At 40.5% G+C, this 18,615-nt stretch carries 14 protein-coding genes; 1 reads left to right on the top strand and 13 read right to left on the bottom strand.

What is annotated here, in order from left to right; genetic code table 11:
- The first annotated feature begins 54 nt into the window (after positions 1–54).
- Entirely contained in the window at positions 55–813 is a 759-nt protein-coding gene (locus BLP92_RS01340; protein WP_090839835.1) for a DUF3891 family protein, read from the top strand.
- Positions 814–881: 68 nt separating this feature from the next.
- Here BLP92_RS01340 and BLP92_RS01335 read toward each other — a convergent pair whose 3' ends face one another.
- The 13 genes from BLP92_RS01335 to BLP92_RS01270 form a co-directional block, all read right to left on the bottom strand.
- On the bottom strand, positions 882–2,702 hold the full coding sequence (locus tag BLP92_RS01335; RefSeq protein ID WP_090839833.1) for an ABC transporter ATP-binding protein: 1,821 nt from the start codon (positions 2,700–2,702) through the stop codon (positions 882–884).
- A 13-nt stretch (positions 2,703–2,715) separates the two neighbouring features.
- Positions 2,716–4,470, bottom strand: a complete 1,755-nt coding sequence (locus BLP92_RS01330; RefSeq protein WP_090839831.1) for an ABC transporter ATP-binding protein — start codon at positions 4,468–4,470, stop codon at positions 2,716–2,718.
- 941 nt (positions 4,471–5,411) lie between these two features.
- The gene (locus BLP92_RS01320) at positions 5,412–6,755 is read right to left on the bottom strand and encodes a Na+/H+ antiporter family protein (protein WP_090839827.1); all 1,344 of its coding nucleotides are present in this window, start codon (positions 6,753–6,755) and stop codon (positions 5,412–5,414) included.
- Positions 6,756–6,898: 143 nt separating this feature from the next.
- Positions 6,899–7,216, bottom strand: coding sequence for a hypothetical protein (locus BLP92_RS01315; protein ID WP_090839825.1), 318 nt, complete (start codon positions 7,214–7,216; stop codon positions 6,899–6,901).
- A 670-nt stretch (positions 7,217–7,886) separates the two neighbouring features.
- Positions 7,887–8,405 carry a GNAT family N-acetyltransferase gene (locus BLP92_RS01310; protein WP_090839823.1) on the bottom strand — a complete coding sequence of 173 codons (519 nt, stop codon included), beginning with the start codon at positions 8,403–8,405 and terminating at the stop codon, positions 7,887–7,889.
- A 660-nt stretch (positions 8,406–9,065) separates the two neighbouring features.
- Positions 9,066–9,707 (bottom strand): orotate phosphoribosyltransferase, encoded by a 642-nt coding sequence (gene pyrE, locus BLP92_RS01305; protein WP_090839821.1) that lies wholly within the window; start codon positions 9,705–9,707, stop codon positions 9,066–9,068.
- Positions 9,692–10,417 carry an orotidine-5'-phosphate decarboxylase gene (gene pyrF / locus BLP92_RS01300; protein ID WP_090839819.1) on the bottom strand — a complete coding sequence of 242 codons (726 nt, stop codon included), beginning with the start codon at positions 10,415–10,417 and terminating at the stop codon, positions 9,692–9,694. The genes pyrE and pyrF overlap by 16 nt, the downstream gene beginning before the upstream one ends.
- A complete protein-coding gene (locus BLP92_RS01295; protein WP_090839817.1) occupies positions 10,396–11,328 on the bottom strand; it encodes a dihydroorotate dehydrogenase in 933 nt (310 codons plus the stop codon). The genes pyrF and BLP92_RS01295 overlap by 22 nt, the downstream gene beginning before the upstream one ends.
- Positions 11,325–12,080, bottom strand: a complete 756-nt coding sequence (locus tag BLP92_RS01290) for a dihydroorotate dehydrogenase electron transfer subunit (RefSeq protein WP_090839815.1) — start codon at positions 12,078–12,080, stop codon at positions 11,325–11,327. Before BLP92_RS01290 ends, BLP92_RS01295 begins: the two co-directional genes overlap by 4 nt.
- On the bottom strand, positions 12,077–15,271 hold the full coding sequence (carB, locus tag BLP92_RS01285; protein WP_090839814.1) for a carbamoyl-phosphate synthase large subunit: 3,195 nt from the start codon (positions 15,269–15,271) through the stop codon (positions 12,077–12,079). The genes BLP92_RS01290 and carB overlap by 4 nt, the downstream gene beginning before the upstream one ends.
- On the bottom strand, positions 15,264–16,352 hold the full coding sequence (locus BLP92_RS01280; RefSeq protein WP_090839812.1) for a carbamoyl phosphate synthase small subunit: 1,089 nt from the start codon (positions 16,350–16,352) through the stop codon (positions 15,264–15,266). Before BLP92_RS01280 ends, carB begins: the two co-directional genes overlap by 8 nt.
- Complete coding sequence (locus tag BLP92_RS01275) at positions 16,352–17,644, bottom strand: dihydroorotase (protein WP_090839810.1); 1,293 nt, start codon at positions 17,642–17,644, stop codon at positions 16,352–16,354. Before BLP92_RS01275 ends, BLP92_RS01280 begins: the two co-directional genes overlap by 1 nt.
- Positions 17,628–18,524, bottom strand: coding sequence for an aspartate carbamoyltransferase catalytic subunit (locus BLP92_RS01270; RefSeq protein ID WP_090839808.1), 897 nt, complete (start codon positions 18,522–18,524; stop codon positions 17,628–17,630). The genes BLP92_RS01275 and BLP92_RS01270 overlap by 17 nt, the downstream gene beginning before the upstream one ends.
- Positions 18,525–18,615 lie beyond the last annotated feature (91 nt).

The following is an 18,615-nucleotide window of genomic DNA, read 5'->3' as shown; positions in this document are numbered from 1 at the left end:
GGCTATGCAATACATATCTCATTAGAGAAAATTGTTTTAAAGGAGGGATGCATCGTGATAATTCAAGAAAAAGAGCATTCCTATATCATGATCTCCCAGCATGATCATGCTGCCATTTCCGGAAGCATTGCTCGAAATTATGCAGTTGATTATTTCCCATTCAGTGATTTTCAGCAGGAATTTATTCAAGCTGTACTTCAGCACGATCAAGCCTGGGTGGAAATAGATAAAGTTCCCGTATGGAATGATGTAAAAGGACGCCCTTACAGCTTTATTGACTTTCCTGTGCCGATGAAACTTGTACATTATAAAGCAGGTATTGATTCACATGAACCTGAAAATCCTTATGGAGCATTATTACAAAGTAAACATTACGCTTCTCTTGTCGGAGAGTCAGAGGAAGAAGCTGTTTTTTGGGAAAGAGAAAAGGACCGGCAGCAAAAAATCATCCAATTGCTAGGTTTAACCAAAGATCATGAAGAACTTATAGAAGAGCATTTTAAAGCACTGCAGTTTTGTGACAGTGTGTCTCTTTATACCTGTATGCAGCCTCCTGGAACAGAGAATAAATACAAAAATGCAGAACACGGATTTCAACATGGCAAACAATTCAAATTTTCCAATGGAGAAGACGTTATTGGCGATTGGAAAAATAATATGCAAATTCAATTATCGCCCCATCCATTTAAAGAGGATTTTGATGTAACACTTTTATACAAGGAAGTGCAAAAGGACGACATTAGTATCAAGGGCATTGCTAAAGCGTATCATGGTGCTCCTCTGTGCGAGCATAAATTTACTTTTGTAAGCTAAGACTTTCAATCATTAAGAAACCGGCAGAGAAAAATAATCTGCCGGTTTCTATATTGCTTTTAATATCATTACCCTGCTTCCAGCGCTTTAAATTGGGATTTGACCAGTTCATAATACTCGCCGCGCTTCTCCATAAGTTCTTCATGATTCCCTTGTTCCAGAATCTTTCCTTGTTCAAGCACAAAAATATTATCAGCTTCTCTAATAGTAGACAATCTATGTGCAATCATTACTGCTGTCCTGTCCTTCAGAAGTTTTGCCAGAGCTTCCTGAATAAGAAGTTCTGTCTCTGTATCAATGGAAGCTGTAGCTTCATCGAGAATGAGTATTTGAGGATCGGCAAGTAACGCCCGCGCAAAGGAAATCAGCTGTCGTTCACCTACAGATAATATATTTCCTCTCTCCTCTACTTCTGTATAATATCCCTTTGAAAGCTGCTTAATAAATCTGTCTGCCCCGACCGTAGTTGCTGCTTTTATACATTCTTCATCACTTGCTTCCGGCCGGCCGAAGCGAATATTATCAATAATAGTTCCAGAGAATATAAAAGTATCCTGGAGTACAATACTGACTTGTTTTCGAAGACTGTCCAGACGAATGTTACGCAGATCTTCTCCATCCAGCTTTACTGTACCCCCAGTGGGATCGTAAAATCTGCTTATCATATTTACTATCGTCGTCTTTCCACTGCCTGTATGCCCCACCAAAGCAACAGTCTGCCCTGCTTTCATCTCCAAATTTATGTTATGCAGTGCTTTTCTTTTACTGTCATAGGCGAATTCCACATTTTCAAATGTAATCTGCCCTTTTACGTTTTCCATCGTTACTGCGTTGTCTTTCTCAGGCACGGAAGGACGTTCATCCAGAAATTCAAAAATCCTTTCGGAAGAGGCCATCCCTACCAACAGCTGATTATATACCTGCCCCAGCCGGGAAATAGGTTCCCAGAACATCCCTAAAAAGAGAGAGAACGTAAAGAATTCCCCTACCGTAAGCATCCCATCCTGAATTAATACAACTCCGTACCACAAAAGAACACCAGTACCTACAGCACCGCTCATTTCAACAAAGGGCCGGAACATAGCGCTCTTTTTCGTAGCATTTCTCCAGGATTCATAATTCTGGCCGTTGATTTTGTTAAAAAAACCGATATTGGATTTTTCCTGCGTATAAGACTGTGTCACCCGAATCCCCTGAATGCTTTCATTCAAATGCGAATTGAGCATAGATTGTTTCAACCGTACATCCTGCCAGGAGCGCCTGATATTCCGTCTTAGCTTTGTTGAAATAAAAAACATCAGAGGGAGAATAATCATAATAGCAAGTGTAAGCTCCGGACTGATGTAAAACAATAATGCAATGATACCTGCAAGCATGATGACATCCATTAAAATATTGATTACACCGTTTGTAAATAAGTCCTGCAGACTGTTAACGTCGTTTGTAATTCTGACCAGAATTGATCCAGCCGAACGCTGATCAAAAAAACGATGCGACAGCCTTTGAATATGGTTAAAGAGAGCAGTTCTCAGATCAAATATTACATACTGTCCAAGCTTATTCATGAACCTTATTCGCAGTACATTCCCAATCCACGAAACACAATATAATCCAGCAATTACGAACACCATGATGATTAAGAAATTCATGTCACCGAACTCAATTATGTGATCCAGTGCATAGCTTCCTATTAAAATTGGTGCTAAGAGGCGGACCGCAGTGGAAAGAAGCATCCCTACAATTGCTACAGGAAGAATTGTTTTTGCGTATGGTTTCATGTAACCGAATAAGCGGCTCATTTGTTTCCAGTTAAAGGGTTTTTCTATGGCTTCATCTGTAGAATAGTGGAACCTTTTTAAAGTACGTGATTCTGCATTTTTCTGCGTCATATAAATTCACCTCCTACTTTGCTTCCTGTAAAAATTGATGTTTATCTTTATATTGAAGCTCATAAATTCTACGGTAATGACCGTTATCTTTTTGGAGAAGCTCTGCATGGCTGCCTCTCTCCACCATTGAACCATCTTTCATCACGATAATTTCATCCGCATGCATTAAAGAAGAAATTCTGTGTGCAATAATAAAAGTTGTTCTGCCTTTCATAACTTCTCTGAAGGCAGCTTGAATTTTTCCCTCGGTTTCCATATCAACTGCACTTGTAGCATCATCTAAAATTAAAATACTTGGATCTACACAAATTGCCCTTGCGATGGCAATTCTCTGCTTTTGGCCTCCGGAAAGGCCTCCTCCTCTTTCCCCTAATATAGTGTCATATCCATCGGGGAGATCCATTATAAATTCGTGTGCGTCTGATCTTTTGGCCGCATCAATAATTCTTTCCATGGAAGCCTCCGGGTTTCCATAAGATATATTATCTTTTACAGAAGACGAAAATAAAAATGACTCCTGAAGAACTACCCCGGTATTTTTTCGAATTGTTTTTAAAGTATAGTCAGTAAGAGGTCTGCCATCAATTAATACTCTCCCTTTATCAGGTTCATAAAACCGGGTAATTAATTGAGTGATGGACGTTTTACCTGAGCCTGTAGCTCCGATCAGCCCAATAGTTTTACCAGGCTTCGCTTCGAAAGAAATGTTATCTAATGCTAAATCTTCGTCTTCATCATACCGATGGCTGACATTTTCAAAAGTTACGTGTCCATCCAGCCGGTCTTTGGAAACAGCATCTTTTTTGTCCATTATATCTTCCGGTTCTTCCAGAACCTGCAGCAGCCTTTCTCCTGAAGCTTTTGCCTGTGAAAACGTATTTACAATAAATCCTAAGTTCATCAGCGGGTTGATAATAAACCAGACCAGGCTGAAAAACGCTACCAGGACCCCCGGCTGGATTTCCCCTGTGATCACAAGATATCCTCCATAACCAAGCAGTGCTACTACACAGAAGTGTCCAATCAGCTCCATGAACGGAAAATATTTAGACCAGATATTAGATGTAAAAATAAATTTATCTTTATAATCGGTATTCTTATCACCGAATCTGCCCATTTCAAACTCTTCTTTTGATAAAGACTTAACCGTTGTCATGCCACTAATATTTTCCTGTACCTTTGTCGTAAGTCCAGCAAAGGATTTCCTGATATCTTTAAATGCAGGATGCACTTCTTTATCAAATTTATACACAGTTAATATTAAAAATGGCATTGCAGCAAGAGTGACAAACGCGAGTGATGGACTGTAATAAAACATGATTCCTAAACTTAACCCAACCAGCATTACGAGATTAATCAGCTGAGCAAATCCAAAAGATAAAAAGAACCGGAATCCTTCTACATCAGCAGTTAATCTGGACATTAAGTCCCCTGTGCGGGCATTATCATAATATCTGAATGGTAAAAACTGCAGCTTTTTATAAAGTGCATTCCTTAATTCAAATACCGCTCTTATGCCAAATAAATCTCCTAAGTATTGATGATAGTAAACAGCAATCCCTTTTAATAAAGTTATGAAGAAAAATCCAATTGCTACATAAGGGACCCATTCATAATTTTGCTCTAAAATAATATAGTCAATCGTAAACTGTAAGATTACCGGATAAGCAACGGTAAATCCCGTGACTGCAAGGAGCAGCACGATCGACCAGATAAAATAAACTTTATAAGGCCAGTAAAAATCTTTAAGCTTTTTAAACGTTTCCATTATTTTTCACCTTCCAATCCTTTATGGCAGTTATTATAATATATCGATTCCCGAAATATTAATCTAGTCCAAGATTACACCAAATTCTTGGGAATTAATAGAATATTCGCCACTTTATTAATTTTTACACCTTTTATCTGCTCAATGCTAATTATTTGAACTATCCGACTGCATAAAGGATATTTAGGGATTCAAATTTCTCCAGAGTGATAAAGCCTTGTGCAGATTCCTTCAGATTAGTAGAGACAAAACCTCAGCAAACCTCTGTCAGCACTAAAACAGCAAAAGAATTTTCCCACTTTCTAAAAGTATTCTTTTATAAATTTCTAACAAAAAAGCTACCTTAAAAATAAACTTCAATAACAAAGAACCAGAGAATAAATTAATTTCTCTGGTTCCATGCTGTTGAAAAAGTACTTTATTTGTATAAGCATACGATTTTGTGCTTTTGTCTCCAAAGGGTCGCTTTCCGGAGGGAACTCTCTCAGCTAACCTGCCTTCTTAAAAGAGGAGCATGGCTTCACACAGCCAAATCATTGACTGGTTTCGCGCATGCTTACTATATCTTCCCAGAAAGAACGCCTGGGAAGATATAAGAATCGTTCAATTCCTCCAGGAGTCGACTCTTCTGTGACTGCAGCATAATTAAGGGAGGCAATGGTTTTTATACGAAACCGCAGTAACACGAACACTTTTTCTTTGGAATTAACTTTTCTCCATAGCGCCCGGCGGTGACAGCGGGATTTAAGCGCAGTCTGAAGATCCTTTGTAGTGCCGGAAGGCATTGCAAATAGCTGAAGACCAGCCTCAAGGCAAGCTTCCGTCGGAAAGCGGAGGAGAGCCCATACACAGCAAATCATAAATATACAAAATTTCTTGCTTTATAAACACTCTGGAACTTTGTACTCCAAAATGCTTTATAAATAGTAGTGGAAACCCTGTTAAAGAATCATTGCTGCGATCCACCCAAAAATCAGTAAAGGAATATTAAAATGAATAAATGTAGGAACAACCGTATCCCAAATATGATTATGCTGCCCATCTGCGTTTAATCCTGCTGTCGGACCAAGAGTACTGTCTGAAGCAGGACTCCCTGCATCACCCAATGCTCCGGCAGTTCCTATTAAAGCAATCGTAGCTAAAGGAGAAAACCCAAGTGACGCAGCCAGCGGCACAAAAATTGCTGCAAGAATAGGTACAGTTGCAAAGGAGGAACCGATTCCCATAGTGATAAACAATCCAATGAATAGCATTGCGAGGGCTGCGAGTCCCATCCGTCCGTCAAACCATCCTTCTGCACCTGCAACCAAAGAATCTACATGACCTGTCTCTCTAATAACTTCTGCAAATCCTCCGGCAGTAATCATGACAAATCCAATAAAAGCCAGCATCTTCATTCCGCTTGTCATTAATTCATCAGCTTCCTGAAGAGAAAACTTTTTATTTATATGAAGTACTGCAAAGTACAGATTAAGAATCAAAAGTCCTGTAAACACTCCAAATATCATAGAATCTGCGTTAATTTGCGCTATCAGTACAGCTGCGATCGAAACAAGCCCTACGATAATCCCAGCTTTAGAACCGGAATTATCTTTTCGGACATTATCCTGGACGATTTCTTTTTCTGCATAACTGCGCGCATTTTTATAACTGAAAAGGATAGCGGTAATAAGACCTAAAACCATACCTCCCACAGGAAGCAGCATGGCCTGAGGAATATCTGCCATGGAGATCTGCATTCCGCTCGCTTCCATATTTTCTGCAATTGTTTCATGAAAAATGAATCCATACCCCGCTGGAATTAAAATATAAGGAGCTTTTAATCCGAAAGTTAATGCAGTGGCTGCAGCTCTGCGGTCCATAGCCAATTCATTGAATACCTTTAATAACGGAGGAATAAGTAAAGGAATAAATGCAATATGTACAGGAACGAGATTTTGAGAAAAACAAGCTAGAAGAGCCACTATAAATAAAATCAATACTTTGGTTAAAGATTTCCTTCTTTCTTCACTTTCTTTTCCTACTAACTTTATTGCCAGTTTAACTATTACATCAGGAAGACCGGTGAAGGTTATCGCAATAGCAAATGCTCCCAGCAGACCATAGCTGAGTGCTATTTGCGCATTCGTACCTAAACCCTCTCCAAACACTTCAAGTGTCTGGGTCAAGGACATCCCTGCAGTAAGTCCGCCAGCAATGGCACCTACTAATAAAGATATAACAACATGGATTCGCGATAAGCTTAAAATGATCATAATTAAGACAGCAACAATAACAGCATTCATAGAAATTCTCCTCTATTCTTTATTCTGATAAATCACTAATGTAAAAAAGCCTTAATGAGAATATCATGAAGAGAAAATACCGTCAATGCTTTTCAGAATTTCAATCAGTACAAAACCTGCGATCAAAAGAAAACTGCTTTTGGTTAAAATACTTTTTTTCTCCGGTGAAATAATAATCCTGTCCACCAGATGATAATAAATAAATTCATGGCGGTGAATAAAAGTGCCTGCCAATTAAAATTTATCACTTCCTGGTAAATAAATAATGCTTCATTCACTGGATATGGAGCTTCAATGATTAGCATCACGAGCACAAACGGCGTAATAAGAACTACAGGTACAACAAAAGCAGACATTGCTGTATATTTTTTGTTTATAAGAAACATTACCGCTGTTACTACCGTGAATATGATTATGCCAGCATATATCCACCATCCCCATACAGGAAAAAGTCCTTCCATAACAACTCTCCTTTTAAATAAAATATACATTCTGAATTTACTTTTGGTTTTCACCGATTCATGATGAAAGTAACGCTGATAATATTTTATCATGCCAGCACCTGCGTATTTATTATACCGTTCATATGGCTGAATGATAATATTTTAGTAGTGAAAATTTCAAACGGATTAATATGTATTCTGCTGTCTGCCAATAATCTCCCTGATATCTGAGAAATTAATTATAATAAGCGTTGTCACTAATGGAATTGTTTTTAAAACACTATTTACATAAACGCCGGATATTATTTACCATATAATTATTATGTTAACTTATTATTTCCAGTCCGTTTGTAACAATTAAGCTTTATTTGAAATATATTAATTCTTCACCATAACATGTAATCGACAATAATAAAGAAAACTGGTGGGAAAATTATTGCCTTCAGCGGATCAGCGCAGCGGCTGCTGATAAATTGGTAAATAGCCTATTATTATTTAACTTTATGGCAGGGGTTTCTCCTGCGTTTACCGGCGGAGACTCCGGTGAAATCATCGTTTCTTCGCAGAAAGACCAATCTCTCAGTACTTTTCTTCCTGTAATATTTATTCTCCATTTTAGTGAATATAATTAAATTCATTCTCCAACTACACTTCGTGGTAAGGAACCAGTATATTTCATTAAATACACTTATTGTGAGGAAGAATATTTCTCCGGCGAAATCCATTTTCCCAGTATTATTTCATTGATAAATCTATTATTTACCTGTAGTGAATTTATTTTTTCTCCTTCTTTACAAAATCCGTTTTTGTAAAGTACTTTCAACGCATTAGCATTATGACTCATAACATTAACTTCCAATTTCTTAATGTTATTATCCTCAGCTGTGTGGCATATTTCTTTTAATAGTGCATCTCCTATCCCTTTTCTTCTAAAATTTTTCTGCACCCCTCCTTCTAACAAACCACAATGCCTTTTCATTTTATTCTTAGATATAGTTATAATGAGATAACCAACCGCTGTTCCATTATCTATATATAAATAAATGCCTGAGCCCTTATCTCTCTGATATGACATTATATAATCCTTCATTTTTTCCTCATTCTCTAATGGGTCCTGAACATTTTGAATGATCCATCCACTCCGCTGAATTTCATGAAGAAGTGATATAAATTGTCCAGCATCACTCAACGCGGCTTCTCTTATCATAATGAGGCTCCCCGCTTTCTGCTCTTGGTATAATTTCAAAAAGCTTAATTAAACTTAAACTCTCATTTATTGAAATATTTATCAAGTGAGCCGATTTCTTAATTGATGATTAGCGAGTGCATTCCGAATAATGTTGAATGATCTCCACTACAGATGGACGCTTTCCACGGGGCTCGTCTTCCACTAATTCTTCTATCGCACAGCTCTTTCTGAATGGATTTTCAGACTTCGCTTCCTCCCGTTGGAGTCGCCATCTTTCGTTTCTATCATTTCTCTAAAAAAACGAATAATCATTATGTATGAAGCTTGAAGCGGTCGTAAAGTGATCAAGATAACGCATTATGAAATTGACTCAAGTGAATAATTCCTAAAATTTATGATTTTCCCTGTGTGGCGTTTTCCTCGATATTTGGGGGAAGCATCACCCGGGACTGGTCGACAGATATTTGCAATACATAATGGATAAATTAGGAAGTGTTGCAGTACCTCCCGGCCCCTCCAGCTTGCAAAAAGCACCCGGCATAGGAAGAGTAATTTTACCATCGCGAAAAGCGGTGATTAATTAAGCCCACCGCTGATCATTACATTCATATTCACTGTTTAAAATATATGCTGAATTTCTTTATTTAACAAAACGTTAAGAAAGTAATTATTTTTTCTCTATTTCTGATGCGCTGCTTCTTTGCTCCAGGATTCCGGATCCTGCTGCCACGCACGTAAACTTTCAAGAGATTCTTTTGTGATGTATCCTTTGTCACTTGCTGCCTCTGCTAAAGTTCCAAAAGTAGTCAATGCAGTAACCGGATAGGATTTTGACGCTATCGCTTTTTCTGCAGCAGCAAGTTCATAAGTGAATATAGCATGAACCGCAATCACATTAGCTCCAGCTGCTTCCACCGCTTCGGCTGCTTGAAAAGCTGACCCTCCCGTTGAAATTAAGTCTTCGATAATTACTACCGCACTGCCTTCTTTTAATTTACCTTCAATCTTATTTTGTTTACCATGGCCTTTATTAGAAGAACGTACGTAAATCATTGGCAGATTCAGTTCTTCTGCTATCCAGGCTGCGTGAGGAATTCCTGCAGTGGCAGTGCCTGCAATTACGTCTGCTCCTGAATTCTTTATTTTGTCAGCCATCGCTTTATAAATAAAACGTCTTTCTTCAGGATGTGATAACAATAGCCTGTTATCACAGTAAATAGGAGATTTTAAACCGGAACTCCAGGTAAATGGGTTCTCCGGTGCAAGTGTAACCGCTTCGATGCCAATCAGCGTTTCCGCTGCTTTTACTGCTGTGTCCATGCGCTTTCCCACTCCTTTTTATATGTAAAATATGCCGAAAGCGGATTAGATTTGGAAGTAATTCCCCTCCCTACTACAATTGCATCTGCTCCATTTGCAGCCGCATCTGCCGGCGTAACGATTCTTATCTGGTCATTGGCTTCGTCTTCTTTCAGGCGGATGCCTGGTGTCACACATTGAAACTCATTTCCGCAGAGTTTTTTAATATCAGCAGCTTCTAAAGCTGAACATACTACTCCATCCATGCCTGCTTCCTTTGCAAGTGAAGCTAGCGAAAGAACAGCTTCATTTATACCTAATCTTGAAGCCTGTTCTTCCTGCAGCTGCTTTTCTGTTGTACTAGTTAACTGCGTTACTGCTATTAACTTTGGTCTCGTCCGGGTATCGGCTGTCCCTGCTGTAAGCCCTTCAAGCGCAGCTTCCATCATTTTTTTCCCGCCTAACGCATGCACATTCACCATATCCACTTCGAATTCCGCCAGCTGCTTCATCGCTTTAAAAACGGTGGTAGGAATATCGTGCAGCTTTAAATCGAGAAAAATTCTGTGTCCATTTTCCTTTAAATATTCAAGCATCGGCCTTCCTTCCCGAAAGTATAATTCCATACCCACTTTTACATACAGGGATTCTTTTCCGAAGGAAGTCAGCAGCTTTTCTGCCGCATGCTTATTTTCTTTATCGAGTGCAATTATGAGAGGCTTGTCTGCCACTGCTTCCAGCTCCTTCCGGTCAGTTCAGAGATGTGCGATATACCCATCTCAGATAAAAGCTCTTCTAAATCATCAATTATCGCGGGGCAGGCAAATGGATCACTGAAATTCGCTGTTCCTACCGCTACAGCAGACGCACCGGCCATGAAAAATTCGACAACATCTTCTGCAGTGTAGATGCCCCCCATTCCAATTATAGGTATGGAGACCTGCTGGCTTACTTCATGAATCATCCGCACAGCTACAGGTTTAATTGCCGGACCGGAGAGACCTCCTGTTTTGTTGGCAAGTATCGGCTTTCCTGTACGGATATCAATTTTCATACCGACCAGCGTGTTAATCATACTAAGTCCATCTGCGCCGGCAGCTTCCACAGCTTTTGCCATAGAAACGATGTCTGCTGTGTTTGGTGAAAGCTTGACATATACAGGCACTTTGGAAACTTTTTTTACTTCTTTCGTCAATTCGGAAGCCATCTGAGGATCACTTCCGAACTGAATACCGCCTTCTTTCACATTCGGACACGATATGTTAAGTTCCAGTGCATGTACATTTGGAGCTTCGGAAATTTTTTCTGCAACTTCTATATAATCTTCTTTAATTTTTCCTGCGACATTTGCTACGAGCGGTACATCATACTGCTCCAGCCAGGGAAGTTCATTTTCCATTATATGATCAATTCCGGGATTCTGCAGGCCGATCGCATTTAACATGCCGCTTTCTGTTTCTGCAACGCGCGGGGTTTTGTTTCCTGCTCGCGTTTCCGGGGTAGCCGCTTTTATTGCGATTGCCCCCAGCTTGCTTAAATCATAAAATTTTGCATATTCCTGGCCGAAAGCAAAGCAGCCGGAAGCTGGCATTACGGGATTTTTCATCGATAACCCAGGAAGTTCTATATTTAAACGACTCATAATACCACCTCCCCAGTTTGAAAGACCGGACCATCCTGACATGCTTTTACATAGGATTTGCCTGTAAACGGCTCCTTTTTGTCACATACACATGCCAGACAAGCGCCTACCCCGCATCCCATTCTTTCTTCTAAGGATATATAACCCGCTGTAGCAGCTGCCAGCTCTACAGCTCTGAGCATTACTTTTGGTCCGCAGCTGTAGAAAACGTCATAAGGAGCTGTTTGAGGCAGTGCATCTGTCACAAAGCCTTTGATGCCGAATGAGCCATCTTCCGTTGTAACAATTACATCCGCGTATGTCTTGAATTCCTCTGTTAAAAACATATCTTCTGCTGTTCTGAAGCCTAGTACAGCTTGAACTTTTACTCCTTTTGCTTTGAGCTGCTTCGCTAAATACAGGAGCGGCGGAATTCCCACGCCGCCTCCTATCAACAAAGCTTTTCCACTCTCCTGAAGCGGAAATCCTTCTCCAAGCGGTCCAAGTGTGTCTACAGTATCTCCTATATTCTTTTCATTCAGCAGGGCGGTTCCCTGGCCTTCTATTCTGTATATAATTGTCAGCTTATTATTTTCTACGTTACAGATACTGATCGGTCTTCTTAATACAGGGTGCTTTAATGTTCCAACTTTTAAATGAACAAACTGACCAGGGGTAAGCATGGACTTTACGCTTTCCCCCTCCAATATCATTTTGTAGACACGGGGTGCTACATTTTCTTTTGATAAGATTGTCAGATTTTCTTTTTTCATACCATCACCGGAGCGTTGGAACGAACTGGCTCTATAGAAAAATGCATGGATTCAATTACCTGGAGTACAGCTTTAGTAGTATCAAGCGAAGTGTTGCAGACAATTCCTCTCTCTACTGCTTCTCTTCGAATTCTGAATCCGTCTTTTGCCGGTTTTTTCCCTTTTGTAAGAGTATTCACTACAAACTGTGCTTTTCTTTTTGTAATAACATCAAGCATATCCGGTTTTTCAGCACCGATTTTAGAAATAGTTTCTACTGGGAGACCGGCTCTGCGGAAATATTGAGCTGTTCCCTCAGTAGCCATCAGGTCAAAACCTAGCTGATGAAAACGCTGTGCCAGCTGGAGGGACTCTTCTTTGTCTTTATCGGCGATCGTAAAGAGTACTGAACCATGCATTGGAATTTCCATGCCGGAAGCTATAAGCCCTTTGTATAAAGCTTTTTCCAGAGACTGGTCACGTCCCATCACTTCTCCGGTAGATTTCATTTCAGGGCCAAGTGTTATATCCACACTGCGGAGTTTCTGGAATGAGAATACGGGTACTTTCACAGAAACATAATCCGGCTCCGGAAGGCATCCTGTAGTGAATCCCTGGTCCTTTAGTGATGTTCCTAAAATAGCTTTTGTTGCAAGCTGCGCCATGTTCACTCCAGTAATTTTACTTAGGAAGGGAACAGTACGGCTGGATCTGGGATTCACTTCCAGTACATAAATATTTTCTCCCTGTAAAACAAACTGTATATTCATCAGTCCCTTTACATTAAATCCTTTTGCAAGGCGGATCGTATAGTCAATCAGCTGATTTTTAATTTTTTCTGAAAGGTGCTGGGGCGGGTAGACTGCGATAGAATCCCCAGAATGTACTCCAGCGCGCTCAATGTGCTCCATAATTCCTGGTATTACCACAGTCTCTCCATCACTTATTGCATCTACTTCTATTTCTTTCCCTACCAGATATCTATCTATTAAAACTGGATATTTATCATTGACTCTCACTGCCCGATTCATATAAGTCAGCAGTTCTTCTTCGTGATATAAAATTTCCATCGCCCTGCCGCCTAAAACATAAGATGGGCGAATTAAAATCGGATAGCCGATTCTGTCGGCAATTACCTGTGCTTCCTCTACAGATGTCGCTGTCTTACCGAGCGGCTGTGGAATATTTAATCCCTGCAGCGTAGCTTCAAATTTATCCCGGTCTTCACAGGCATCAATATTCTTAAGTTCTGTTCCTATAATTTTTACTCCGCGCTTTACCAGGTCATCTGCTAAGTTCAAAGCAGTCTGGCCGCCGAATTGAACAATTACCCCTTCCGGCTGCTCATTTCTAACTACATTCATTACATCTTCAATAGTAAGAGGCTCAAAGTACAGCTTATCTGAAATTTCAAAATCTGTTGAAACAGTTTCGGGATTATTATTGATAATAATCGCTTCATAACCTGCTTCTCTAATAGTATTTACCGTATGCACAGTAGCATAATCAAATTCTATTCCCTGCCCAATTCTGATAGGACCAGAACCGAGTACCAGTATAGAAGGTGTTTCTGTTCTTTCAGCTTCGTTTTCTTCTTCAAATGTACTGTAATAGTAAGGTGTTCTCGATTCGAATTCAGCTGCACACGTATCTACCATTTTATATACTGGATAAGCATTCAGTTCCTGCTGCTTTGCTTCCATCTCCATGAGATCTTTTTTGGTAAAAATAGTCATTGCTTCGTTGGAAAATCCTGCTTCTTTTGCTTCTAAAAATAATTCGTCTGAGAGCGGTTCGTTTTCCAATTTCTTTTCGACTTCCACTATTTCCACTATTTCTGCAAGAAAATAATAATCTATTTTAGAAATTTCATGAATTTCCTCCAGTGTATGACCCTGGCGGATTGCTTCAGCTACATACAGCAGTCTTTCATCATCCTGAGAAGCTATCTTTGCCAGCAATTCTTTTCTGGAAAGTTCCTTGTTTGGCTTCAGGTGGACAAGATCCACTTCGGCAGAACGAACTGCTTTTAAAATAGATTCTGAAAAAGTGCGGCCGATCGCCATTACTTCTCCGGTTGCTTTCATTTGCGAACCGAGGGTCCGGTTTGCGGAATCAAATTTATCGAATGGGAACCTGGGCCACTTCGTTACAATATAATCAAGAGCAGGTTCGAAGCTTGCATACGTTGTTTTCGTAATCGGATTCTGAAGTTCATCCAAATGATACCCGACAGCAATTTTTGCTGAGAGTTTAGCAATTGGATAGCCTGTTGCTTTAGAAGCCAGTGCAGAGGATCTGCTCACTCTTGGGTTCACTTCAATAATATAATACTGCTCACTGTGCGGATCAATCGCACACTGGACGTTACAGCCACCTTCAATACCCAGCGCTCTAATAATTCTTAGCGATGCATTGCGGAGCAGCTGATACTCTCTGTCAGCTAGTGTCTGACTGGGAGCAACGACAATAGAATCACCAGTGTGTACGCCTACAGGATCAATATTTTCCATGTTACATACTACGATCGCTTGATCATTTCCGTCTCTCATCACTTCATATTCAATTTCCTTAAATCCAGCAATACTTTTTTCTATCAGGCACTGATGCACAGGACTCGCATACAGCCCATTGGCCATAATTTCCTCCAGCTGTTCTTCATTATATGCCATTCCTCCGCCAGTACCGCCAAGCGTATAGGCTGGACGGATGATAACAGGATAGCCGATTCTTTCAGTGAACTTTTTCGCCTGTTCAATGGAGCGTACAATATCGCTTTCCGGGATCGGTTCGTTCAATTCATTCATCAAGGCTTTAAATTCTTCTCTATCCTCTGCTTTTGTAATTGCGGAGAGGGGTGTGCCGAGCAGTTCTATACCATATCTTTCTAAAATTCCCTGATTCGACAGCTCCATCACCAGATTCAGCCCTGTCTGTCCTCCAAGCGTGGCAATTACTCCATCCGGACGTTCTTTACGAATAACAGAGGTTACAAATTCCGGAGTAAGCGGCTCTATATACACTTTATCCGCTGTGGATTCATCCGTCATAATTGTTGCAGGGTTGGAGTTTACGAGGACTACCTCATACCCTTCTTCTTTCAAGGCGTGGCAGGCCTGCGTACCAGCGTAATCAAATTCCGCAGCCTGGCCGATAATAATAGGTCCTGATCCTACAACTAGAATTTTTTTAATATCAGACCGTTTAGGCATGAATAATCCCCCTTTTTTCAGTTACAAGCTTCTGAAACTGATCAAACAAATATTTTGATTCTTCCGGTCCGGGTGAAGCTTCCGGATGATACTGCACAGAAAATGCTGGAAGCGTTTTATGCTTTACACCTTCAATTGATCCATCATTCACGTTTATATGGGTAACCTCCAGCGGCGTATTGATCAGCGATTCCCTTGATACGGTGTAACTGTGGTTCTGAGAGGTAATTGCAACTTTCCCAGTAATAATATCTTTTACAGGATGATTTGCTCCCCGATGGCCGAACACCATTTTTTCGGTGGCAGCTCCAAAAGCAAGCGCGAGCAACTGATGTCCCAGACAAATACCAAAGACAGGCACGTTTTCTGCAAGTGTTTTAACATGTGGAATTACATGCTTAATATCTTTTGGATCTCCAGGTCCGTTGCTCAGCATTACACCATCTGGTGACAATGCAAGAATATCTTCAGCCGAAGTGTCATAGGGTACCACGATAACTTCAAATCCACGTGATAATAAATCTTTTACGATGCCTTTTTTTGCTCCATAATCAATTAAAACTATCCGGTCGTTTGTTCTACCTGGATGCCAGTATTGGTTCTTAGTAGATACTGCTTCCACCTGATTTCTTGGAAGCTGTATTCCTTTTAATTCCTGCACAACCTTCAGTACATCCTGCTCCATATCGCAGATTCTTCCCTTTAAAGTCCCATAAGTACGAATTATCCGGGTCAGCCTCCGGGTATCAATATCAGCTAATCCAGGTACTTTTGTTTGCTTCAGCCATTCATCCAACGTTTTTTCATTACGAAAGTGGTTCGGTTTATTTGCAGGCTTTTTAACAATCACCCCAGCTACATTCGGAATTACATTTTCAAAGTCATCCCGGTTAATTCCGTAGTTGCCTATAAGTGGATAAGTCATTGTTACAATCTGCCCACAGTAGGAGGGATCCGTAAAAATTTCCTGATAACCACTCATACTTGTATTAAAAACGACTTCTCCTGTCTGCTCCATCGCTGCACCAATTGCTTGTCCTTTGAAAATTTCACCGTTTTCCAGTATAAGTTGTCGCTTCATTATAAAATTCCCTCCTCATTCGTCCATACAATCTTACCCGCAGCAACTGTCATCTCCGGCCACCCGCTGAGCTCCCATTTGTTAAAAGGAGTATTTCTGCCTTTAGAATAAAATTCTTCTTTTTCTACCGGCTGTTTAAGATTTGTATCCAATACTACAAGATCCGCCGGGCTTCCCTCTTCAATAATGCCGAATGGAAGCTGGAACGTCTGTGCCGGCTTCACGGTAAGCCATTCGAGCAGCTGCTCTATTTTAATATGATCAGGCTGGACCAGATGTGTATAAAGAAGCGGAAAGGCTGTTTCCAGTCCTACAATTCCAAAAGGTGCCTCTTCGATTGATTTCTTTTTTTCATCAGCTGTATGCGGAGCATGATCCGTTGCTATAAAATCAATTGTTCCATCCAATAAGCCTTCTACGAGGGCAAGCCGGTCTTCCTGTGCTCTGAGCGGCGGGTTCATTTTAAAATTGGCATCATCACCCGGAATATCATCTTCTGTTAAAAGTAAATGATGGGGTGTTACTTCTGCTGTCACATGTATGCCTGCTTTTTTTGCATCCCGGATTACTCTGACAGAAGCCTTTGTGCTGACATGGCATACGTGATAATGGACTCCTGTTTCTTCGGCTAGTAATACATCCCTTGCAATATGTACTGCCTCTGAGGCGGAAAGAATTCCTTTCATGCCTAATTCTGCTGCTTTCTTCCCACTGTGAAGGCTGCCTCCATAAAGAAGTGAATTATCTTCACAATGAGCTACGATCGCTTTATTTAATTCGGCTGCTTTCTTCATCGCTTCATACATTGTTCCTGCAGATTGAACACCTACGCCATCGTCAGTAAATGCGAAAGCACCCTGTTCAGCAAGTTTATTCATGTTTGTAAGCGATTTTCCCAGCTGTCTTTCTGTAATAGAAGCGTACGGAAGTACGCGGATAAGTGCTGTTTCTTTAATCCTGTCCAGCACAACCTGCATCGTCTCTTCACTGTCCGGTACCGGCCGCGTGTTAGGCATTGCGCAAACTGTAGTAAAACCACCGCGAGCCGCAGCTTCTGTTCCGGTTTTGACGGTCTCTTTCGCTTCTCCCCCTGGTTCTCTTAAATGAATATGAACGTCCACAAGTCCTGGAGCAAGAAGTTTTCCTTCCAGATTTATCACTTTTTCTGCGTGTTCTTCTGCAATAGATTTTGCTACTTTGTCAATATTTCCAGATGCATCATCCACAATCAAATCCTGCTTTTTTATTTTTCCTTGATAAAAGACGTGAGCGTTCTTAAACAATGTTTTCATAGCGTTTTGCCCCCTTGGTTTCTAGAAGATATTTCAGTACGGACTGTCTTACCAGCACACCATTCTGTACCTGCTTAAATATCCTTGATCTTTCAGCTTCCACAAGTGAATCTGCTAATTCAACGCCTCTGTTTACAGGTGCAGGATGCATAATAATTGCATGAGGCAGCATCTTTTGTTCTCTTTCTTCAGTTAAACCGAATCTGTTGTGATAGCTCTGTTTACTCCAGAAAGCTTTGCCGTCATGTCTCTCCGTCTGAATTCTCAGCATCATCATCACATCCGCCTGTTTTACTGCTTCATCCATAGTAAGCAGCTGTTTTGCAGAAATATGTGGCGGCATCCATTCAGCCGGCCCGGCATAGGAAACCCGTGCTCCCAGCTGTTCCAGAATTTTCGCATTTGTATTCGCAACCCTGCTGTGAAGAATATCTCCTGCTATTACTACGTGAAGCCCGAGCAGTGTTCCAAATTCCTGCTTCATCGTGAGCAGATCCAGGAGAGACTGCGTCGGATGATCTCCTGCACCATCACCGGCATTTATGATTGGAATATTTAATCCTTCCAGTTCCTGATAATATCTTGCCTGAGGATGTCTGATTACTAATAAGTCTGTACCAAATGATTCAAATGTTTTTAAAGTGTCGTACAAAGATTCTCCTTTTTCCAGGCTGGAAGCCTGAGCTGCAAAATCAAATTTATGAATTCCCAGTTTTGCTTCTGCCATTTCAAAGCTGTATTTTGTCCGTGTACTTGCCTCAAAAAATAAATTTGCTGCAGTGTAGAATCCGTTCAATGGTGCAATAGGTTTTTCTGCCTGCGTTAGTAAATAGTTAATTTCAGTAATTGAAAGGTCATTTAGTGTGCGAAGCTGTCTCATGAAAAAATCCTCCTTGCGGGCGGCTTTCTATAAAAAAAGCACCCGTTTTTTTATATACGGGTGCTTCATGCAGGAGAACTCCCCCTGTCAT

Source organism: Alkalicoccus daliensis (assembly GCF_900103955.1).
In the GTDB taxonomy this organism is placed as follows: domain Bacteria; phylum Bacillota; class Bacilli; order Bacillales; family Salisediminibacteriaceae; genus Alkalicoccus; species Alkalicoccus daliensis.
This window is presented reverse-complemented; position numbering and strand designations above follow the sequence as displayed.